The 19,401-nt window shown below is 69.3% G+C and carries 19 protein-coding genes; 10 read left to right on the top strand and 9 right to left on the bottom strand.

From position 1 onward, the window contains the following. Window positions 1–125: 125 nt before the first annotated feature. Window positions 126–809 carry a 2-C-methyl-D-erythritol 4-phosphate cytidylyltransferase gene (gene ispD, locus NGJ44_RS22095; protein WP_251865831.1) on the top strand — a complete coding sequence of 228 codons (684 nt, stop codon included), beginning with the start codon at window positions 126–128 and terminating at the stop codon, window positions 807–809. Further along, window positions 806–1,291, top strand: coding sequence for a 2-C-methyl-D-erythritol 2,4-cyclodiphosphate synthase (ispF, locus tag NGJ44_RS22090; RefSeq protein ID WP_053246606.1), 486 nt, complete (start codon window positions 806–808; stop codon window positions 1,289–1,291). The genes ispD and ispF overlap by 4 nt, the downstream gene beginning before the upstream one ends. A gap of 94 nt (window positions 1,292–1,385) precedes the next feature. On the opposite strand, the gene NGJ44_RS22085 is transcribed toward ispF, so the two are convergent. The 4 genes from NGJ44_RS22085 to risA all read right to left on the bottom strand — a co-directional run bounded on the left by NGJ44_RS22085 (window position 1,386) and on the right by risA (window position 4,752). Further along, window positions 1,386–1,904 (bottom strand): carboxymuconolactone decarboxylase family protein, encoded by a 519-nt coding sequence (locus NGJ44_RS22085; RefSeq protein ID WP_251865830.1) that lies wholly within the window; start codon window positions 1,902–1,904, stop codon window positions 1,386–1,388. A gap of 75 nt (window positions 1,905–1,979) precedes the next feature. After that, window positions 1,980–2,528: a peroxiredoxin gene (locus tag NGJ44_RS22080; protein ID WP_053246608.1), complete on the bottom strand. Its 549-nt coding sequence runs from the start codon at window positions 2,526–2,528 to the stop codon at window positions 1,980–1,982. Between the two features lie 60 nt (window positions 2,529–2,588). Beyond that, entirely contained in the window at window positions 2,589–3,983 is a 1,395-nt protein-coding gene (gene risS, locus NGJ44_RS22075; protein ID WP_053246609.1) for a sensor histidine kinase RisS, read from the bottom strand. A gap of 34 nt (window positions 3,984–4,017) precedes the next feature. Next, entirely contained in the window at window positions 4,018–4,752 is a 735-nt protein-coding gene (risA, locus tag NGJ44_RS22070; protein ID WP_053246610.1) for a response regulator transcription factor RisA, read from the bottom strand. Between the two features lie 130 nt (window positions 4,753–4,882). On the opposite strand from risA, the gene tsaB reads away from it, so the two are divergent. After that, the gene (gene tsaB, locus NGJ44_RS22065; RefSeq protein WP_251865828.1) at window positions 4,883–6,145 is read left to right on the top strand and encodes a tRNA (adenosine(37)-N6)-threonylcarbamoyltransferase complex dimerization subunit type 1 TsaB; all 1,263 of its coding nucleotides are present in this window, start codon (window positions 4,883–4,885) and stop codon (window positions 6,143–6,145) included. Window positions 6,146–6,309: 164 nt separating this feature from the next. Further along, window positions 6,310–7,170 carry a uracil-DNA glycosylase gene (locus NGJ44_RS22060; RefSeq protein WP_251865833.1) on the top strand — a complete coding sequence of 287 codons (861 nt, stop codon included), beginning with the start codon at window positions 6,310–6,312 and terminating at the stop codon, window positions 7,168–7,170. Between the two features lie 51 nt (window positions 7,171–7,221). Here the strand turns inward: NGJ44_RS22060 and lplT are convergent, their stop codons facing one another. Further along, the gene (gene lplT / locus NGJ44_RS22055; RefSeq protein ID WP_053246591.1) at window positions 7,222–8,535 is read right to left on the bottom strand and encodes a lysophospholipid transporter LplT; all 1,314 of its coding nucleotides are present in this window, start codon (window positions 8,533–8,535) and stop codon (window positions 7,222–7,224) included. Between the two features lie 267 nt (window positions 8,536–8,802). Between lplT and smc the strand changes: the two genes are divergently transcribed. Genes smc through ligA form a run of 3 tightly spaced genes read left to right on the top strand, consistent with a single transcriptional unit; the run spans window position 8,803 to window position 15,561 of the window. Further along, window positions 8,803–12,333 carry a chromosome segregation protein SMC gene (smc, locus tag NGJ44_RS22050; protein ID WP_251865826.1) on the top strand — a complete coding sequence of 1,177 codons (3,531 nt, stop codon included), beginning with the start codon at window positions 8,803–8,805 and terminating at the stop codon, window positions 12,331–12,333. Between the two features lie 49 nt (window positions 12,334–12,382). Continuing rightward, on the top strand, window positions 12,383–13,450 hold the full coding sequence (locus NGJ44_RS22045; protein ID WP_251865824.1) for a cell division protein ZipA C-terminal FtsZ-binding domain-containing protein: 1,068 nt from the start codon (window positions 12,383–12,385) through the stop codon (window positions 13,448–13,450). Then, entirely contained in the window at window positions 13,450–15,561 is a 2,112-nt protein-coding gene (gene ligA, locus NGJ44_RS22040; protein ID WP_251865822.1) for an NAD-dependent DNA ligase LigA, read from the top strand. Before NGJ44_RS22045 ends, ligA begins: the two co-directional genes overlap by 1 nt. Before the next feature lie 170 nt (window positions 15,562–15,731). On the opposite strand, the gene NGJ44_RS22035 is transcribed toward ligA, so the two are convergent. The 4 genes from NGJ44_RS22035 to msrB all read right to left on the bottom strand — a co-directional run bounded on the left by NGJ44_RS22035 (window position 15,732) and on the right by msrB (window position 17,820). Beyond that, window positions 15,732–16,508: a peptidylprolyl isomerase gene (locus NGJ44_RS22035; protein WP_251865820.1), complete on the bottom strand. Its 777-nt coding sequence runs from the start codon at window positions 16,506–16,508 to the stop codon at window positions 15,732–15,734. 19 nt (window positions 16,509–16,527) lie between these two features. Further along, entirely contained in the window at window positions 16,528–16,794 is a 267-nt protein-coding gene (locus tag NGJ44_RS22030) for a BolA family protein (RefSeq protein WP_053246343.1), read from the bottom strand. Window positions 16,795–16,855: 61 nt separating this feature from the next. Then, window positions 16,856–17,425, bottom strand: a complete 570-nt coding sequence (locus tag NGJ44_RS22025; protein WP_053246344.1) for a septation protein A — start codon at window positions 17,423–17,425, stop codon at window positions 16,856–16,858. Further along, window positions 17,422–17,820, bottom strand: coding sequence for a peptide-methionine (R)-S-oxide reductase MsrB (msrB, locus tag NGJ44_RS22020; RefSeq protein ID WP_053246345.1), 399 nt, complete (start codon window positions 17,818–17,820; stop codon window positions 17,422–17,424). Before msrB ends, NGJ44_RS22025 begins: the two co-directional genes overlap by 4 nt. A 52-nt stretch (window positions 17,821–17,872) precedes the next feature. Here msrB and NGJ44_RS22015 point away from each other — a divergent pair, with 52 nt between their 5' ends. From NGJ44_RS22015 to NGJ44_RS22005, 3 genes are all read left to right on the top strand, one after another. Then, window positions 17,873–18,550 carry an energy-coupling factor ABC transporter ATP-binding protein gene (locus NGJ44_RS22015; protein ID WP_251865818.1) on the top strand — a complete coding sequence of 226 codons (678 nt, stop codon included), beginning with the start codon at window positions 17,873–17,875 and terminating at the stop codon, window positions 18,548–18,550. Continuing rightward, window positions 18,547–19,143: an energy-coupling factor transporter transmembrane component T gene (locus NGJ44_RS22010; protein WP_053246339.1), complete on the top strand. Its 597-nt coding sequence runs from the start codon at window positions 18,547–18,549 to the stop codon at window positions 19,141–19,143. Before NGJ44_RS22015 ends, NGJ44_RS22010 begins: the two co-directional genes overlap by 4 nt. Window positions 19,144–19,183: 40 nt before the next feature. Continuing rightward, window positions 19,184–19,401 (top strand): biotin transporter BioY (locus tag NGJ44_RS22005; RefSeq protein WP_251865816.1); only part of this gene is annotated, 218 nt, incomplete at its 3' end.

Raw genomic sequence — 19,401 nt, 5'->3', positions numbered from 1 at the left:
GTGGGGGCGGTCGCGGGCAGGGGCGGCGCAGCCGTGGCGGATAGGGAAGAAGACGGCATCAGGCTGGAAGCGGGCATCAGGCGAACGATTATAAAATCACCGCACTTCGTCTGCCTCCATCCTTCATGTCCGATTCGATCGTTGCGATTGTCCCGGCCGCCGGGGTCGGCGCGCGCGCCAGCGCGCCCGGCGCCCAGGCGGTGCCCAAGCAGTACCGGCCGCTGGCCGGCCAGCCCATGTTGCGCTGGGCCGTGGGCGCCCTGCTCGAGGACGAGCGCATCGCCCAGGTGCGCGTGGCGGTCAGTCCGGGCGACGGCTGGGTGGACGGCGCCCTGCGGGGCCTGCCGCGCACGGTATGGCGGGCCTGCGGCGGCCCCACGCGCGCCGATACCGTGGCGGGGGCGCTGGCCGAAGCCGGCCTGCCGGACGACGCCTGGGTGCTGGTGCACGACGCGGCGCGCCCCGGTCTGCCTCCCGAGGCGCTCAGGCGGCTCATCGACGCCTGCCTGGCCGACCCGGTGGGCGGCCTGCTGGCGCTGCCCGTGGCCGATACGGTCAAGAGCGGCCACGAGCGCGTGGAGCACACGCTGGACCGCAAGGGGCTGTGGCTGGCCCAGACGCCGCAGATGTTCCGGGCCGGCGCGCTGCGCGATGCCCTGGCCAGGGCGGCGGTGGACGGCGGAACCGTGACGGACGAGGCTTCGGCCATGGAAGCCGCGGGCTTCGCGCCCCTGCTCGTGCCGGGCGCGCAGCGCAACTTCAAGGTGACCTGGCCCGACGATTTCGAACTGATGGAAAAATGGCTATGAAATTTCCCTACCGAGTCGGACAGGGGTTCGATGTGCACGCCCTGGTCGAAGGCCGGCCGCTGGTCGTCGGCGGCGTGACCATTCCCCACACCCATGGCCTGCTGGGCCATTCCGATGCCGACGTGCTGCTGCACGCGATTACCGACGCGCTGCTGGGCGGCGCGGGCCTGGGCGACATCGGCCGCCACTTTCCCGACACCGATCCGGCCTACCGGGGTGCGGACAGCCGCGAGCTGCTGCGCGTGGCGGTGGCGAAGGTGCGCAAGGCGGGCTGGGCGCCGGTCAACATCGATGCCACGGTGCATGCGCAGGCGCCCAAGATCGGCCCGCACGCGCCGGATATGGTGCGCAACATCGCCGCCGACACCGGACTCGAAGAAGGCGAGGTGAACGTCAAGGCCAAGACCAACGAGGGGCTCGGCTACCTGGGCCGCCAGGAAGGCATCGCCGCCACCGTGGTGGCGCTCCTGGCGCGCGTCTGAGGCCCGGGCGCTCTATGCCCGGACACGAACGGGGCGCAGGAAAGCCGGTTTCCTGCGCCCCGTTCTGCTTTCGCCCCGGCGGGGCGGACGGTGCTTACTTGCCCTGCGCGGCCAGTGCCAGGGCGGCGGCGTTGACCACGGCGGCAATGCGGCCGGCATCGCGCAGCTGTTCGGTCGTCAGGCCGTCTTTCTTCAGGTTCTCGTAGTGCGACTGCACGCAGAAGTGGCACTTGCCGATAATGGACGCCACCAGCGCGAAGAGCTCGAAGCGCTTCTTTTCCACGCCGCCGTGGGTGGCGTAGGCGTTCATGCGCAACTGGGCCGGCAGGCTTTTGAGCTGGGCGTCGCCCGACATTTCGGTGTAGGGATACCAGACGTTGTTCATGCCCATGAGGGCCGAGGCGGTCAGGGCGGCGTTGGCGTCGGTGTCGGAAAGACCGCTCTTGAAGGCTTCCACCAGCACCGGGCTGCGCGCGGCATAGGCCGCCGCCAGGGCCGAGGCGAGTGCGTCTTCGGGGGACAGGGTGGAACGGGAGATCACGGCGTCCAGATTCAGGCGGATGTCCTTGGCCCAATCCGGCAATTGTTCCTTAATGGTCGTCAGAAATTCCATAGTTTTTACCTATAATCTAGCGCAATTAAAGCCCGGCGGGGCCTCGTGGCGAGAACCCCAGGCCGGGCCGGGAAATTACAGCGTGGCGCCGCCAACCGAGCGGTTGCACGGGCACAGCTCATCGGTTTGCAGACCGTCGAGCAGGCGCAGGATTTCTTCGGGGCTGCGGCCCACGTTCAGGTTGTTCACCGAGACGTGCTGGATGGTGTTGTCCGGGTCCACGATGAAGGTGGCGCGCAGGGCAACGCCGGCGGCCTTTTCGCGCACGCCGAGCTGGTCGATCAGCGAACCGGTGGTGTCGCCGAACTGGTAGTGGCCCAGCTTGCTCAGGTCGGGGTGCTCACGGCGCCAGGCCAGCTTGACGAATTCGTTGTCGGAGTTGCCACCCAGCAGGACGGCGTCGCGGTCTTCGAAATCCTTGGCCAGCTTGTTGAAGCCGACGATTTCGGTCGGGCACACGAACGTGAAGTCTTTCGGGTAGAAGTAGATCACCTTCCACTTGCCGGGGAACGAGCTCTCGGTGATGTCTTCGAACGCCGACACGCCGTTTTCTTCGTGCTGGTTGAAGCCGGGCTTGACACCGGTGACCTTGAAAGGCTCGAGTTTGTCGCCAACAGTTTTCATGTTTACTCCCAGTAGTTGTTGGGTGGAGATAAGGCTGTGCCTCAAACCCTAAATTCTACGCTATTGATTGTCCGTGTCTAATTGATAATTCCTAAACCTGGCTTTGGGCAACTCTATGCGCGCGGTCAGTCCGCCGCCTTCGCGCGGCAGCATGCGCAGCGAGCCGCCGACATGCTTGAGCAGGCGCTCCACGATGGCCAGGCCGAGCCCGGCGCCGCTGACGCCGGTGCGCGCCGCCTCGCCGCGGGAGAACGGCCGCAGCAGGCGCTCCACTTCTTCGGGGGCGATGCCGGGGCCGCGGTCGGAAACTTCGATCACGATGAGCCCGCCCTCGGACTGCAGCGTCATGAGCAGGTGCGCCATGCCGTCGGCGGAGCGTCCGTAGCGGCGCGCGTTCTCGATGAGGTTGCTGACGATGCGCTTGAGGTCCAGCGCGGTGATGCGCGCCCGCAGGCCGGGTTCGAGCGCAGCCTCCAGCTCGCCGCCCAGGGAGGCGGTGTGGCTGCGCTCGCGCTCATAGAGCTCGCCCAGCACGGCCGAGATGTCGGTGGCAAGCTGCGGCAGCGTGCCGGCCGGGCGCGCATATTCCATGAGCTGGCCGATGCTGTGGTCGATCTGGCCCAGGTCTTCGTCGATGGCCTGGCGCGCGTCTTCCGACACGCCGCTCAGTTCGATTTCCAGCCGCATGCGCGCCAGCGGCGTGCGCAGGTCGTGCGAAATGCCGGCCAGCATGAGTTCGCGGTCGGCTTCGGCCTGCCGCAGATCCTTGGCCATGCGGTTGAACGAGGCGTTGAGGTCGCGGATTTCGAGCGGCCCCTGCTCGGGCAGCGGCGCGGGCGTCTCGCCGCGCGACAACACCTGGGCGGCGCGCGCCAGCCGCGACAGCGGCCGGTTCACGAAGCCCACGCTGACGGCCGCCCCCACCAGGGAGAGCAGCAGGGCGGTCGCGCCCCAGCCCAGCCATTCGATGCCGCCCGTCAGGCCGATCTGCTCGCGCTCGAACACCAGCCAGTACAGGTCTTTGTCGATCTGGAAGCTGACCCAGAAGCCGGGCACCTGGTTCACGCCCCAGGCGATCTGGGTCTCGGGGCCGAAGCGCGTGCGGATGTGCTGGGCCACGCGCTGCCAGTAGTCGTCGTCGGGCAGGGGCTCGGCGAAGTCGGTGACTTCGCGCGGATAGACCTGGATGCCTTCGTTGGTGGCGAGGTCCAGCAGCAGCTTGCTGCGCTCGCCGTTGTGCGAATAGATGAGAGCCGTGCGCGTGATATTGACGGCCGTGATCACCCGCTGCGCCATTTGATTGGCGCGCGGGCCCAGCTCCATGCTGAAAAAGACCTGCAGCCACGCCCCGAGGCTGACGAGCATCAGCGCGGCGAGCAGCAGAAAGGTCCGGCCGAACAGGCCGAGCCGCAGGCGCGATGTCAGGTTCTTGAAGGTTTTGCGCAAACGGGGCACGAGGCTGCGCTCCTGCCCTGGGCGGGCGTAAAGATCAACTGCCACCGTCCGGGACGAACACATAGCCCAGGCCCCAGACCGTCTGGATGAAGACGGGCTTGGACGGGTTCGGCTCGATCAGTTTGCGCAGGCGGGAGATCTGCACGTCCAGGCTGCGGTCGAAGGCCTCGTACTCGCGGCCGCGGGCCAGTTCCATGAGCTTGTCGCGGGATAGGGGAATCTTGGGATGGCGGGCGAACACCTTCAGCACGGAGAATTCCCCCGTGGTGATGGGAACCTGCTCGCCGTTGCGGGTGAGCGTGCGGGTGGACAGGTTCAGCACATAGGGGCCGAAAACGATGGATTCGTTCTCCTGGCTGGGCGCGCCCGGATGCTCTTCCGTGCCGCGGCGGCGCAGGATGGCGTTGATGCGCGCCAGCAGCTCGCGGGGATTGAAAGGCTTGGAGAGATAATCGTCGGCGCCCATTTCCAGACCGACGATGCGGTCGATTTCTTCCGCCTTGGCCGTCAGCATGATGATGGGCGTATTGTCGTGCCCCCCGCGCAGCCGGCGGCAGATGGAAAGGCCATCTTCGCCCGGCAGCATCAAGTCCAGCACGAGCAGGTCGAAGTGCTCGCGTTGCCAGAGCTTACCCATCTCTTTCGCGTCTTCGGCGACGAAAACGTTGAATCCCTGTTCCGAGAGGTACCGGCGCAGCAGATCGCGCAGGCGCGGATCGTCGTCGACGACGAGGATTTTGCGGGTAGGGGTGGTGTTTTGCGTATTCATGGCCGGAAATGTAACAGTGACGAGAACCAGCGGCTAGAGGGCGTTCACAAGATATTACACATTGCGAGCCATGGTTGAAATCCCCCTTACTCACGGGGACATAGCCCCTAATTTCGTACAATCTGCATCTATGGAACTAAACCTGCTGGCCCTGGAAACCTCGTCTTCGCGCTGCGGCGTGGCCCTGTTGCGGGCGGCTGCCGGCCGCGTCGATGTGAGCGTGCGCGAACACGAGGGCTCGCAGGAACACGCCGAGCGGCTGCTGCCCATGGCCCAGGAATTGCTCGAAGAAGCCGGACTGGCTCCGGACGCCCTGGGGGCGGTGGCCTTCGGCCAGGGGCCGGGCGGCTTCACCGGTCTGCGCGTGGCTTGCGGCGTGGCCCAGGGCATGGCGTTGGCCCTGGACATCCCGGTGGTGCCGGTGGTGTCGCACCTGGCGGTCGCCGCACAGGCCGCGCCCGGGCCCGGGCAGGCCGTGGTGGTGGCCCTGGACGCCCGCATGAACGAGGTCTACCTGGCCGCGTACCGCCGCGCCGCGGCCGGCGAGCACGCCGGCGGCTGGGTCGAGCTGCAGGCGCCCATGCTGATCGCCGCCGCCGAGGTTGCGCCCTGGACCGCGCATCACCTGCCGCGGTGGTCGGAGGCGGCGGGGCGTCCGCTGAACGTGCTGCGGGCGGGCGACGCCTGGGACGCCTACGCGGCCGACATGGCCGTGCCCGCCGGATGGGCGCGGGCCGGCGCGGCGCTGCGTCCGGATGCGGCGAGCGTGGCGCGGCTGGCGCTGGAAAGCTGGCGCCGCGGCGAAACCGTGCCGCCCGAAGCCGCCGCCCCGCTGTACGTGCGCGACAAGGTGGCCTTCACCACCGCCGAGCGCATGCAGGGCGAGGGCGGCAATCCGCGCGCCCGCCCGGCGCTGGCGGCGGCCCGGCCGCTGCCGCGGCCCGAGCCCTTCACCGAAGCCGACCTGGACGAGGCCGTGGCCCTGGAAGCCCACGTGCAGGCCTTTCCCTGGACGCGCGGCAATTTCTCGGACGCACTCGCGGCCGGTTACGACGCCTGGGTGCTGCGCCAGGACGGCAAACTGGCGGGGTTCTGTATTTCCATGTTTGCCCCCGACGTGGCGCATCTGCTGGTCATCGCCGTGCGCCGCGATCTGCACCGCCAGGGCCTGGGCGGCGTGCTGCTGCGCTGGTGCGAGGCCCGCGCGCGCGAGCGTGGGCTCGAAGGGGTGCTGCTCGAAGTCCGTCCTTCCAACGAGCAGGCCGTCTCTTTCTATCGGCGCCACGGCTATCTGCAGATCGGGGTGCGCCGCGGCTATTACCCTGCCGAAAAGGGCGGCCGCGAAGACGCCCTGGTCATGCAAAAGCGCTTTCCGGCCGAGGCGGCCGCATGATGGCCGCCGCCACGCCGCCCGACCAGGCCGCGCGGACTGGCGCGTCCCGGACTAGCGCGTCCCGGACTGACGCAGACGCGCCCACGGCGGGCGCTTCCGTGTCCGGCAATGCCGGCGCCCCTCGCGTCAATCCCCTGCAGCGGCTCTGGCTGCGAGAGATCGGCATGGAGCGGCTTTGGCTGCGGCAGGAGCCGGCCGCGCCGTCCCGTCCCGCCGCCGCGCAGGCGCAGCAGCCTGCGTCCGCACCCGCCGCCGGGGCCGGACCGGCCGCAGCCCCGGCGGCGCCCGCCGCCCTGGCAGGCGCGCCCGCCGCCGCGAAGGCATCCCCGGCCGCCGCGCCCGCAGCCGCGCCCGCCGCCGCCGTGCGCAGCGGCCCGCCTCCGCGTCCTCCCGCCAGGACGCGGGAGGCATCTCCCGATCCGGCGCCCGCCCCGACGCCCGCGGAGGTGGCCGAGCGGGTGCGCGACGCGAGCCTGGAGGAGTTGAGCGCGCAGGTGCAGGCCTGCACGGCTTGCGGGCTGTGCCACGGCCGCCGCCATGCGGTGTTCGGCCACGGCGGGCAGCCCACGCGCTGGATGGTCATCGGCGAGGCGCCGGGCGAGCAGGAAGACCGCCAGGGCCTGCCTTTCGTGGGGCGGTCGGGCCAGTTGCTGGACGCCATGCTGGCCTCGGTGGGCATGAGCCGGGAGCGCGACGTGTTTATCGCCAACGTCATCAAGTGCCGCCCGCCCGGCAATCGCAATCCCAAGCCGGAAGAGATCGCGGCGTGCAGCCCGTATCTCATGCGGCAGATCGCGCTGCTCAAGCCGGAGCGCATCCTCGTGGTGGGGCGCTTCGCGGCCCAGACGCTGCTGGGCACCGATGCGACCATCGGCAATCTGCGCGGCCGCATCCACCGCTTCAAGGACGAGAGCGGCCGGGAGATTCCGGTGGTGGTGAGCTATCACCCGGCCTATCTGCTGCGCAGCCCTTCCGAGAAGGCGCGCGCCTGGCAGGATCTGCGCCTGGCCTGCTCGCAGCTCTAGCGAGATAGGGGAGAGGCCGGCCGCGCGCCGCCCGGCGCGCGCCTGCCGGGTTCAGTGCGTGGAATTGAGGGCGCGGCCGTGGCCTTCCTGGCCGATCTGGTCGTGCAGTTCGGGGTCGGCCTGCAGGTTGCGCCGGCTCCAGCGCATGAACACCACCATCAGCACCGTCACCACCGTGCCGAAGATCGCGATGATGAGGTTGATGGGCAGCTCCAGCCAGAGCAGCAGGGTGTACATGGCCACCATGAGCAGGATGTTGAGCTGTTCGTTGAAGTTCTGCACGGCGATCGAATGGCCGGCCGACAGCAGGACGTGGCCGCGGTGCTGGAGCAGCGCGTTCATGGGAACCACGAAGAACCCCGCCAGCCCGCCCGTGACGAGCAGCAGCAGATAGACGCTCCAGGGCGAATAGACGAAGGGCATCAGCAGCACCACCAGGCCCATGGCGGCCCCCACGGGCAGCACGGACAGCGCGCGCCGCAGCGGAATCCGGCCGGCGAGGATGGAGCCGATGACAGTGCCCAGCGCAGCCACGCCCATGAGCATGGAGGCTTTGTCGAGCTGGTAGCCGAGGTGGCTGCGGCCCCATTCGATGACGATGAGCTGCAGCGTGGCGCCCGCGCCCCAGAAGAGGGTGGTCACGGCCAGCGAGATCTGGCCGAGCTTGTCCCTCCAGAGCACGCGCACATAGCCCCAGAAGGTGCGCACCAGCCGGGCGGGGTTTTTCTGCTGGGGCGGGTAGCGGACGTGGGTGCGGGGAATCATGAGGTTGCACAGCGCGGCCAGCAGGTAGACGCAGGCGATCACCAGGATGGCCGCTTCGGCCGGGGTGTGCACCAGCCGGCTGATCATGGGGTGCGCCAGCAGGGCCTCCGAGACCGTGGAAGTGATGAGCAGCCCGCCCAGCACCGTGCCCAGGATGATGGAGAACACCGTCAGGCCCTCGATCCAGCTATTGCCCTTGACCAGCATGGAGGGCGGCAGCATTTCGGTGACGATGCCGTACTTGGCGGGGGAGTAGGCCGCCGCGCCGATGCCCACGATGCCGTAGGCGGCACAGACGAGGTAGGTCTGGTACTGGGGGGCGATGCCGATGTTGGCGTAGGAGAACATCAGCATGCAGCCGCCCACCTTAAGCGCATTGGTGGCGAACATGACCCGGCCCTTGGGGAAGGAGTCGGCCACGGCGCCCACGAAGGCGGCCAGCACCACGTACGCCAGCGCGAAGGACCACTTCATGATGGGGGCCATCCAGTCGGGACCGTGCAGTTCCTGTATCAAGGCGATCGCGGCGATGAACAGCGCATTGTCCGCCAGCGACGAGAAGGCCTGCGCGGCCATGACCAGATAAAAACCTCGTTTCAAGAATGTCCCCGTGCCACGACCTGAGCCTGGTCAGTCCGCGTGAAAATCATGTATGGAGCGTAAAGTGTCAGCGAGTATAGCCGGAGGGCCCCCCCGCGGCGCTTCCGCATTTCCCCTGCCCGCGCCCCGGCGGACGCCGGTTCGGGGACAGAGCGCCTGCGGTATCATACGGGCCATGTCAGAGCCGGCCCTACAGGGGCCGGTTTGCAATCTGTGCGGCAGGTCCGTTAACGCCATCCGTTCAACCCACCCCGTCGTCATCGTACTGTGCGCCTTACCCAGATAAAACTCGCCGGTTTCAAGTCCTTCGTCGATCCCACCGTCATCCCCGTGCCCAGCCAGCTGGTGGGCGTGGTGGGTCCGAACGGCTGCGGCAAGTCGAACATCATCGACGCGGTGCGCTGGGTGCTGGGCGAAGCCAAGGCCTCGGAGCTGCGCGGCGAGTCCATGCAGGACGTCATTTTCAACGGCTCGGGCAACCGCAAGCCGGCCGCCCGCGCCTCCGTCGAAATGGTGTTCGACAACAGCGAGGGGCGGGCCGCCGGCCAATGGAGCGCCTACTCCGAAATCGCGGTGCGCCGGGTGCTCACCCGCGACGGCACCAGCAGCTATTTCGTCAACAACCAGCAGGTGCGGCGCCGCGACATCCACGACATCTTCCTGGGCACCGGCCTGGGCGCGCGCGGCTACGCCATCATCGGCCAGGGCATGATCAACCGGCTGATCGAGGCGCGCCCCGAGGAGCTGCGGGTGTTCCTCGAAGAGGCTGCCGGCGTTTCGCGCTACAAGGAGCGCCGGCGCGAAACCGAGAACCGCCTGGCCGACACCCGCGAGAACCTGACCCGGGTCGAGGACATCCTGCGCGAACTGCATACGCAGCTCGAGAAACTGGAGGCGCAGGCCGAAGTCGCCACGCGCTACCGCGAACTGCAGGCCGATGGCGAGAAAAAGCAGCACGCGCTCTGGTTCATCAAGGAAACCGCGGCGCGCGAAGAGCGCGCGCGCAAGACCCAGGAAATCGCCCAGGCCCAGAACGAGCTGGAAGCCGCCATCGCCGGCTTGCGCGCAGGCGAGGCCGAGCTGGAATCGCGCCGCCAGGCGCACTACGCCGCCGGCGACGCCGTGCACGCGGCCCAGGGCCAGCTCTATGAAGCCAACGCCCAGGTCAGCCGCCTGGAAGCCGAGATCCGCCACGTGGTGGACTCGCGCAACCGCCTGCAGGCCCGCCGCGACCAGCTCCAGCAGCAGATCGAGGAATGGATCAGCCAGCGCGAGCACTGCACCGAGCAGATCGCGCAGGCCGAAGAAGACCTGGCCGCCGCCGCCGCGCGCACCGAAGAGGCGCGCGCCGCCGCCGAAGACGCGCAGGCCGGCCTGCCGGCCATCGAGGCCCGGGTGCGCGAAGCCGCGGCCGGTCGCGACGAAATGCGCGCCGCGCTGGCGCGGGTGGAACAGAATCTCGCGCTGGTGGCCCAGAGCCAGCGCGACGCCGACCGCCAGATGCAGGCCCTGGAGCAGCGCCGCGAACGCCTGCAGCAGGAGCTGCGCGAGCTGCACAGCCCCGATCCCGAGCGCCTGGAGCAGTTGGCGGGCGACCGCGCCGCCGGCGAAGAACAACTGGAGCAGGCGCAGGCCGAACTGGCCGAGCTCGAGGCCCGCGTGCCCGAGGCGGACGCCGAGCGCAGCAAGGCCCAGGCCGCCGCGCAGGCCGAGGCCCAGAGCCTGGCGCGCCTGGAGGCCAGGCTCTCCGCCCTGGTCAAGCTGCAGGAAGACGTGCAGAAGCAGGGGGCGCTCGAGCCCTGGCTCGCCAAGCACGAGCTGGCCGGACTGCAGCGGCTGTGGCAGAAGCTGCACATCGAACCGGGCTGGGAAACCGCGCTGGAAGCCGCGCTGCGCGAGCGCATGGCGGCCCTGGAAGTGCGCAGCCTCGATTGGGCGCGCGCCTTCGCCGACGACGCCCCGCCGGCCCGGCTGGCGTTCTACCAGTTGCCCGCGGCGGCGCCCGCGCCCGCCGCGCCTGCCGGCCTCACGCCGCTATCCAGCCTGTTGCGCCTCACCGACCCGGACCTGCGCACGCTGCTCAACGACTGGCTGGGCGGCATCTACACCGCCGGCGACCTGGCCCAGGCCCTGGCCATGCGCAAGTCGCTGCCGCCGGGCACGGCCTGCGTGGTCAAGGCGGGACACCTGGTGGACGCCCACAGCGTGCGGTTCTATGCCCCGGATTCCGAACAGGCCGGCCTGCTGGCGCGCCAGCAGGAAATCGAGAACCTGCAGCGCGAGATCAAGGCGCAGCAGCTCATCGCCGACCAGGCCCGCGCCGCCGTGGCCCGCGCCGAGGCCGGCTGGCAGCAGGTATCGCAGGCCATCGCCCCGGCGCGCCAGCGCGTGGCCGAGGTCACGCGCCGCGTGCACGACATCCAGCTCGAGCATTCGCGCCTGCAGCAGCAGGCCGAGCAGTCCGGCGAGCGCGCCTCGCGCCTGCGCCAAGACCTGGAAGAGATCGCGGTCCAGGAAGAAGACCTGCGCGCCGCCCGCGAAGAGGCCGAAGCGCGCTTCGAGGCGCTGGACGAGGAACTGGCCGAGCACCAGTCGCGTTTCGCCGACGCCGAGATCGACGGCGAAACACTGGCTTCGCAGGCCGACGAGGCCCGCGCGCGGCTGCGCGAGCTCGAACGGGCCGCCCAGGAAGCCGAATTCGCCGAGCGCGGCATCCAGGTCCGCATCGCCGACCTGCAGCGCAACCGCCAGCTGGCGGCCGACCAGACCGAGCGCGCCCAGGCCGAGCTCGGGCAGCTCATGGCGGACCTCGGCGAACTGGACGCCTCGGCCTCGCAGGCCGGGCTGCAGGAGGCCCTGGAGCTGCGCGCCGAACGCGAGGAAGCGCTGTCCCGCGCGCGCCAGGAGCTCGACAACCTGAGCGCGCTGCTGCGCGGCGCCGACGAAGAGCGCCAGCAGCAGGAGCGCCTGCTGGAGCCGCGCCGGGCCCGCATCACCGAGCTGCAGCTGCAGGAGCAGGCGGCGCGCCTGGCCGAGGAACAATTCACCGAGCAACTGAACGCGCGCGAAGTGGACCGCGAGGCGCTGGCCCAGGAACTGGCCGCCCAGAGCGACGAATGGCGCCGCGCGAACTGGCTGCAGTCCGAAGTCGCCCGCATCTCCCGGCAGATCGACAGCCTGGGCTCGGTCAACCTGGCGGCGCTGGACGAGCTGAACGCGGCGCGCGAGCGCAAGGGCTTCCTGGACTCCCAGCACCAGGACCTGATGACCGCCATCGAAACCCTCGAAGACGCCATCCGCAAGATCGACCGCGAGACGCGCGAGCTGCTCCAGGAAACGTTCAATACCGTGAACGGGCATTTCGGCGAGCTTTTCCCCAAGCTCTTCGGCGGCGGCGAGGCGCGCCTCACCATGACCGGCGAGGAAATCCTCGACGCCGGCGTGCAGGTCATGGCCCAGCCTCCGGGCAAGCGCAACAGCACCATCCACCTGCTGTCCGGCGGCGAAAAAGCCCTCACGGCCACCGCGCTGGTGTTCGCGCTGTTCAAGCTCAACCCGGCGCCGTTCTGCCTGCTCGACGAGGTGGACGCGCCGCTGGACGACGCCAATACCGAGCGCTACGCCAACCTCGTCAGCAGCATGAGCGAGCAGACGCAGTTCCTGTTCATCTCGCACAACAAGATCGCGATGCAGATGGCCAAGCAATTGGTCGGTGTAACCATGCAAGAACAAGGGGTTTCGCGTATCGTGGCGGTAGACATAGATTCGGCCGTGCAAATGGCTTCCGAAGCGGCATAAACACCAAGAGAGAAGGGCGCCGGCCTGCCGGGCGGCGCGGGATTTACACATGAGTGATTTGCAGATCGGGCTGATAGCCCTGGGCGTATTGCTGATCCTGCTGGTGCTGGGATTCAACTGGTGGCAGGACCGCCGGGTGCGGCGCAAGATGCAGACCCACTTCCCCGCCAGCGAGCAAGACCCGCTGCTGGGGGCGGGGCTGGGCGCCGGGGCCGGCGCGCCCGCGCCCTCGCGCCGCGAGCCGGGCATGGGCGGCGAATCCGCGGCCCACCTGCCTGCCGAGCCCGCCGCCGCGCCCGGCAGCGACGCGGACGACGCCGAAGAGCCCGATCCCGCCACGGAAGTGGTGATCGAGGTCCACTTCTCCGAGCCGGCGCGCGGCGCCGACCTGTTGCCTTACATGCAAAGCCTGCGCCACGTGGGCCGCAAGCCCATGCGCGTCTTCGCCACCACCGACCAGGGCCGCCACCGCGCGCGCCTGCACGCGGCCGAGTCCTATGGCGCGATGCAGCTCGCCGTGCTGCTGGCCAACCGCAGCGGCCCGCTGACCGCCATCGAATGGTCGCAGGCCTGGGCGCGCGCGCAGGACCTGGCCGAGCGCTTCGACGCCACCATCGAGGGGCCCGACCAGCAGGCCGTGCTGGAGCAGGCCGCGCGCCTGGACGACACCTGCGCCGCACTGGACACCCAGGTCGGGCTGACGCTGTTGCTGCACCAGGCGCAGCCGGCCGCCGAAGTGCTGAACATCGCGCGCGATGCGGGTTTCGCGGCCGAGGGCAACCGCCTGCTGTGGCCGGCCGAGGACGGCGCCATCCGCTTCACGCTTTCGCGCGCCGACGGCGCGGCTTTCGACGCCGGCATGGGCGGCATCGAGCGCCTCTACCTGCTGCTGGACGTGCCTTGCGCGCCTGCCGATCCGCGGGCCTTCGGGCGCATGGTCGACGTGGGCCGCGACCTCGCCGCGCGCCTGCGCGCCGACCTGGTGGACGACCAGGGCAAGCCCCTGGCCGACGGCGCCGAAAAAGTCATCGACGAGCGCCTGCAGGTGCTCTTCGGCCAGCTCGAGCAGGCCGGCCTGCCCGCAGGCAGCGCCCGCGCCCAGCGGGTGTTTGCCTGATGGGCAAGGCCGCTGGAGGATCCGGCGCCGGGGAGAGCCCGGCGCAGGCGGCCGCGCGCCTGCGCGCCGATATCGAGCAGCACAACGTCCGCTACTACGTCTACGACGAGCCGTCGATTTCCGACGCCGAGTACGACGAGCTGATGCGGCAGCTCCAGGCCCTGGAAGCCGAGCACCCCGAACTGGTCACTCCCGAGTCGCCCACCCAGCGGGTGGGCGCCGCCCCGCTGCCGGCCTTCGGCAGCGTGCGCCACGCGGTGCCGATGCTGTCGCTGGGCAACGCGTTCGCCGACGAGGACGTGCTCGATTTCGACCGCCGCGTCACCGACACGCTGCGCAAGGCCGGCATGCTGGGCCCAGCGCAGGAGGCGGACTACTTCTGCGAACTCAAGCTCGACGGCCTGGCCATCAGCGTGCGCTACGAAGACGGCCTGCTGGTGCAGGCCGCCACGCGCGGCGACGGCCAGACCGGCGAGGACGTCACCGCCAACATCCGCACCATCAAGGCCATTCCGCTGCGCCTGAAAGGCAAGGCGCCCCACGTGCTGGAAGTGCGCGGCGAAGTGCTCATGAACCGCGCCGATTTCGAGCGCCTGAACCAGGCCCAGGCCCGGCGCGGCGAAAAAGTCTTCGTGAACCCCCGCAACGCCGCGGCGGGCAGCCTGCGCCAGCTCGATCCGCGCATCACCGCCCAGCGGCCCCTGCGCTTCTTCGCCTACGGCTGGGGCGAAGTGCACGGCCTGCCGGGCGCGCAGCAGGGCCTGTTCGACGAGGCCACGGCCGGCGCGGCCGAAACGTCCACGCTGCCCGAGAAATCGCACGGCGCCATGCTCCAGTGGCTGGCGTCGCTGGGCGTGCCCGTGAATGTGCGCCATAACCATCGCTGCAAGGGCGCGCAAGGCCTGCTGGATTACTACGCCAAGGTGGGCGGCCTGCGCGCCGGCTTGCCCTACGATATCGACGGCGTGGTCTACAAGGTGGATTCGCTGCCCGCGCAGCGCGTGCTGGGCTTCGTGGCCCGCGCGCCGCGCTTCGCGCTGGCGCACAAGTTTCCGGCCGAGGAGGCCACCACGACGCTGCTCGACATCGAAGTGCAGGTGGGACGCACCGGCGCCATCACGCCCGTCGCCCGCCTCAAGCCCGTGTTCGTGGGCGGCGTCACCGTCACCAACGCCACGCTGCACAACGAAGACGAGATCCGCCGCAAGGACGTGCGCATCGGCGACACCGTCGTCGTGCGCCGGGCGGGCGACGTGATCCCCGAAGTGGTGAGCGCGGTGCTCGAAAAGCGCCCGGCCGACGCCCGCGAATTCGTCATGCCCAAGACCTGTCCGGTATGCGGCTCGGCCATCGAGCGCCCCGAGGACGAGTCCATCGCCCGCTGCACCGGCGGCCTGTTCTGCGCCGCGCAGCGCAAGCAGACCCTGTGGCACGCGGCCAGCCGCAAGGCGCTGGACATCGAGGGCCTGGGCGAGAAGCTCGTGGACCAGCTCGTGGATGCCGGCAGGGTCAAGTCGCTGGCCGACCTCTTCAGCTTGCGGCCGCTGGAGCTCGTGGGGCTGGACCGCATGGGCCAGAAGTCGGCCGACAACCTCATCGCCGCCATCGACAAGGCGCGCTCGCCCACGCTGGGCCGCCTGCTGTTCGCGCTGGGCATCCGCCATGTGGGCGAAACCACTGCGCGCGACGTGGCGCGCCATTTCGGCAGCATCGAAGCCATCATGGACGCCGACGAAGACGCGCTGTCCGCCGTGCCCGACGTGGGGCCGGTGGTGGCGGGGTCCATCCGCCGCTTCTTCGCCGAGCCGCACAACCGCGACATCATCGAACAGCTCAAGGCGCGCGGCGTGCACGCCGTGGCCGAGCCCGCGCCGCAGGACACCACCCTGGCTGGCAAGACCTTCGTCCTCACCGGCACGCTGCCCAACTGGACCCGCGAAGAGGCCGCCATGCGCATCCAGGCCGCCGGCGGCAAGGTCAGCGGCTCCGTCTCCCGCAAGACCGCCTACGTGGTGGCCGGCGAGGACGCCGGCAGCAAGCTCGCCAAGGCCCAGGAACTGGGTGTGGCCATCCTGGACGAGGACGGCCTCAAGGCGCTGCTCGGCGCGTAGCGCCGCGACGGCCGCGCCCCGCAACCGCGGCGCGGTCCGGCCGGCGCTGGCCACGGCCACTCACCGCTGACCCGCGCCATGCGACGTCGCACCCGACGAAGACGCAAAAAAACTGCCCGCAGACGCGGGCAGTGCTCGTAACGCGCGGACCTTGCGGCCCACGCCGATCGTTACTGGATCTTGGCCTTCTCGCGCAGGTCTTTCTGGTAGTTGGCCAGGGTCTGCTGGCGCAGCATTTCCTCGATCTGCGGGCGCACCTGGTCCAGGGGCGGGAACTGCACCGGACGGGTGTCCTCGACCTTGATGATGTGCCAGCCGAACTGGGTCTGGACCGGCTTGTCGACCAGTTCGCCCTTCTTCAGCTGCGTGACGGCCTGGGCGAACGGCTGCACGTAGTTGGTGGGAGGCGCCCAGCCCAGGTCGCCGCCTTTCTCGGCGCTGCCGGGATCCTTGGAGTTCTTCTTGGCCAGGTCTTCGAACTTGCCCTTGCCGTTCTTCAACTGGGCCAGCAGGTCGTTGGCGGTTTTCTCGTCTTCGACCAGGATGTGGCTGACCTTGTATTCCATCTTGCCGGCCTGCTCTTTCTTGATCTTGTCGTATTCGGCCGTGACCTGGGCGTCGGTGACCGGATGCTTGGCGAGGTGGTCGGCCATGAGGGCGCGCACCAGGATGCCCTGGCGGGCCAGCTCGATTTCGGTCTGCACGTCGGCCTGCTTGGCGATGCCTTCTTTCTCGGCGGCCTGCACGAAGATCTGGCGGTTGATCATCTCCTGCTTGACCTGGTCGCGCAGTTGCGGCGAATCGGTGGCGCCCTGGCTCACCAGCAGCTTGACGAATTGATCCAGGCTCTTTTGCGAAATGGCCGTGCCATTGACGGTGGCCACGTTTTGGGCAAAGGCGGGCACTGCAACGGCGCAGGCCGCGGCCAGCATGACGATGCGTTTCATGTAAATCCTTTATTACCTTCTATTGGGGAGCCTGTGCGTCTAGCGCAAGCGCGTGGATCGGATAGGGGATCAAATCTTGCAAATGATGATACACCAGCCTATGTCGCGCTACCGGCGCCAGGCCGGCGAAACAGGCGGCGACGATGCGGACGCGATAATGGCCGGCGCCGTTTTTACTGCCTTCGTGGCCGGCGTGCAAATGGGAGTCGTCGAGGATTTCCAGGCTAAGCGGCTCCAGGACGGCGAGTCGCTCGCGGATCAGGGCGATGCGGTCGGGATCGGGCATGGCGGATGCGGGGGCGGATGCGAGGGCGGATGCGGGGCCGGCCGAGGCCGGCGCCGCCGGGTCAGGAGCGGGACGGCGGGTTGCCGGAAGAGCTTTCGTCGGCCTGGATGTGCTTGCCGAGCCAGAACGACTGGACGATGACGAACGCCACCAGCAGCCCCATGAGGCCGAAAGCCTTGAAGCTCACCCATTGCGACTCGGTGAAGTGGCCCGAGAACGCCACGTACAGGTTCAGCGCGCCGGCCAGCAGGAAGAAGGCCGCCCACATGAGGTTGAGGCGGTCCCAGGCGGCATCGGCCATCTGGATCTGTTTTTCCATGAGGCGGCGGATGGGGTTGCGCCCCAGCAGCCGGCCTCCCAGCAGCGCGCCGCCGAAGAGCCAGTACAGCACGGTGGGCTTCCATTTGATGAAGACGTCGCTGTGCAGCCAGATGGTGGCCCCGCCGAAGACCAGGATGATGGCCAGGTTGATCCAGTGCATGGGCTCGATGGCCTTGCCCGTCAGCCTGAGCCAGACGATCTGGGCCACGGCCGCCGCCATCGCCACGCCGGTGGCCACGAAAATGTCGGTGTACCGGTAGGCGATGAAGAAGAGCAGGAGGGGAAACAGGTCGAACAGGAACTTCTTCATTCGTCGAGGGGCTCGAATTTCAGCGAAAGGGAGTTGATGCAGTAGCGCAGGCCGGTGGGCTCGGGGCCGTCGGGGAACACGTGGCCGAGGTGGGCGTCGCAGATGTTGCACAGCACCTCGGTGCGCACCATGCCGTGGCTGGTGTCGCGCTCTTCGCGCACCCGCTCGGGGTCCAGCGGCTCGAAATAGCTGGGCCAGCCACAGCCCGCGTCGAACTTGGTGTCCGAGGCGAAGAGCGGAGTGCCACAGCCCACGCAGCGGTAGATGCCGTGCTGGAAGGTATTCCAGTAACGTCCGGTGAAGGCGCGTTCCGTACCTTTCTGGCGGGCGACGGCGTATTCTTCGGGGGACAGTTGGGCGCGCCATTCGGCGTCGGATTTGCGTACTTTTTCCATGACAGTGCTTGGAGTCTGTTGGCCCGGAATGGTTCGGGCATAATCCCGCCCCATGTTAATCGAGTTTGACCAGGCGGTCGTGTCCGCCGCCCAGGCCCAGGTGCTGCGGGGGGTGAACCTGCGGCTCACCGAGAGGCGCATCGGCGTGGTCGGGCCCAACGGCGCCGGCAAGAGTACGCTCGCCCGTCTGGTCAACGGACTGGTGCTGCCCACGGCCGGCGCCGTCCGCGTGGACGGCCTGGACACCCGCGCCGATCTCAAGGCCGTGCGCCAGCGGGTGGGTTTCGTGTTCCAGAATCCCGAAAACCAGATCGTGTTCCCCATCGTGCGCGAGGACATGGCATTCGGCCTGAAGCGGCTGGAGCCGGACCGCGCGCGGCGCGAGGCGCGCATCCAGGCCGGGCTCGACGCGCTGGGCGTGGCGCACCTGGCCGACCGCGCCAGCCACAGCCTGTCGGGCGGCGAGCGCCAGCTCGTGGCCCTGGCCGCCGTGCTCGTCATGGAGCCCGCGCTGGTCGTGTTCGACGAGCCCACCACGCAACTGGACCTGCGCAACCGCAACCGCGTGCGCGACGCCATCGCCGGCCTGCCGCACGACGCCCTGGTGGTCAGCCACGACCTGGAGCTGCTGGAGGATTTCGACCGCGTGGTCGTGGTGCGCGACGGCCTGGTCGCGGCCGACGACCGCCCGGGCGCCGCGCTGCGCTGGTACCGGGAGCATTGCTCATGATGGAGCCCCTCTACCTGACCGGCGACTCGGCGCTGCACCGGCTGCCGGCCTGGCTCAAGCTGTTGGTCCTGGCGGCGGCGGGCGCGGCGCTTTTCCGGGTGGACGATCCGCGTCTGCTGGCCGCGGCCTTCGCGGTGGCGGCCGTGCTCGCGGCGGCCACGGGCGTGACGGCCGCGACGGCCTGGCGCCATGTGCGGCCCCTGGCCATGGTGCTGGCGGCGCTGGCGGCCTTCACCTGGGCCGTGCAGGATGCGCGGGCCGCGCTGGCCGTGCTGCTGCGCGTGGCGGCGCTGGTCGCCCTGGCGCTGGCGGTGACGCTGTCCACGCGCACCTCGGACCTCATCGGCGTATGCGAGCGGCTGCTGGCGCCCTTGGAGCGACTGGGCCTGCTCGACGCCGGCAAGACGGCCCTGGCGCTGGCGCTGGCGGTGCGCTTCGTGCCCGAGATCTGGCGCAACTTCCAGGACATCCGCGAAGCGCAGGCGGCGCGCGGGCTGGCGGCCAACCCGCTGGCGCTGCTGGTGCCGCTGCTGGTGTTGACGCTCAAGCGCGCCCAGGAAGTGTCCGAGGCCATCGACGCGCGCAGCCCCTGAGCCGCGCGCCCCGTTGTTCCACCACCCAGGGGAGAGTCCCGTGAAATCCAACAACACCGTGCTGGTCGCGCTTTTCGCGGCGCTGATCGTCGTGCTCAGTCTGATTCCGCCCATTCCGTTGCCGGCTATCCCGGTGCCCGTCACCCTGCAGACCCTGGGCGCGATGCTGGCCGGCGCCATGCTCGGGCCGGTGCGCGGCGCGCTGGCCTGCCTGCTGTATCTGGCGCTGGCGGCCGTGGGCCTGCCGGTGCTGCCGGG

The sequence above is a fragment of the Achromobacter sp. Marseille-Q4962 genome, assembly GCF_943737005.1.
GTDB lineage: Bacteria > Pseudomonadota > Gammaproteobacteria > Burkholderiales > Burkholderiaceae_B > Achromobacter.
The sequence above is the reverse complement of the archived record's forward strand: the minus strand, read 5'-3'. Positions and strand labels throughout refer to the sequence as shown.

What these genes read in the sequence shown, in the direction of transcription:
- NGJ44_RS22015 (WP_251865818.1), top strand. Translation starts at nt 17,873, where the DNA reads ATGTTAATCGAGTTTGACCAGGCGGTCGTGTCCGCCGCCCAGGCCCAG.
- NGJ44_RS22080 (WP_053246608.1), bottom strand. Translation starts at nt 2,528, where the DNA reads ATGAAAACTGTTGGCGACAAACTCGAGCCTTTCAAGGTCACCGGTGTC.
- ispD (WP_251865831.1), top strand. Translation starts at nt 126, where the DNA reads ATGTCCGATTCGATCGTTGCGATTGTCCCGGCCGCCGGGGTCGGCGCG.
- NGJ44_RS22045 (WP_251865824.1), top strand. Translation starts at nt 12,383, where the DNA reads ATGAGTGATTTGCAGATCGGGCTGATAGCCCTGGGCGTATTGCTGATC.
- ispF (WP_053246606.1), top strand. Translation starts at nt 806, where the DNA reads ATGAAATTTCCCTACCGAGTCGGACAGGGGTTCGATGTGCACGCCCTG.
- msrB (WP_053246345.1), bottom strand. Translation starts at nt 17,820, where the DNA reads ATGGAAAAAGTACGCAAATCCGACGCCGAATGGCGCGCCCAACTGTCC.
- NGJ44_RS22030 (WP_053246343.1), bottom strand. Translation starts at nt 16,794, where the DNA reads ATGCCCGATCCCGACCGCATCGCCCTGATCCGCGAGCGACTCGCCGTC.
- NGJ44_RS22010 (WP_053246339.1), top strand. Translation starts at nt 18,547, where the DNA reads ATGATGGAGCCCCTCTACCTGACCGGCGACTCGGCGCTGCACCGGCTG.
- tsaB (WP_251865828.1), top strand. Translation starts at nt 4,883, where the DNA reads ATGGAACTAAACCTGCTGGCCCTGGAAACCTCGTCTTCGCGCTGCGGC.
- NGJ44_RS22060 (WP_251865833.1), top strand. Translation starts at nt 6,310, where the DNA reads ATGGAGCGGCTTTGGCTGCGGCAGGAGCCGGCCGCGCCGTCCCGTCCC.
- NGJ44_RS22035 (WP_251865820.1), bottom strand. Translation starts at nt 16,508, where the DNA reads ATGAAACGCATCGTCATGCTGGCCGCGGCCTGCGCCGTTGCAGTGCCC.
- risA (WP_053246610.1), bottom strand. Translation starts at nt 4,752, where the DNA reads ATGAATACGCAAAACACCACCCCTACCCGCAAAATCCTCGTCGTCGAC.
- ligA (WP_251865822.1), top strand. Translation starts at nt 13,450, where the DNA reads ATGGGCAAGGCCGCTGGAGGATCCGGCGCCGGGGAGAGCCCGGCGCAG.
- NGJ44_RS22085 (WP_251865830.1), bottom strand. Translation starts at nt 1,904, where the DNA reads ATGGAATTTCTGACGACCATTAAGGAACAATTGCCGGATTGGGCCAAG.
- NGJ44_RS22025 (WP_053246344.1), bottom strand. Translation starts at nt 17,425, where the DNA reads ATGAAGAAGTTCCTGTTCGACCTGTTTCCCCTCCTGCTCTTCTTCATC.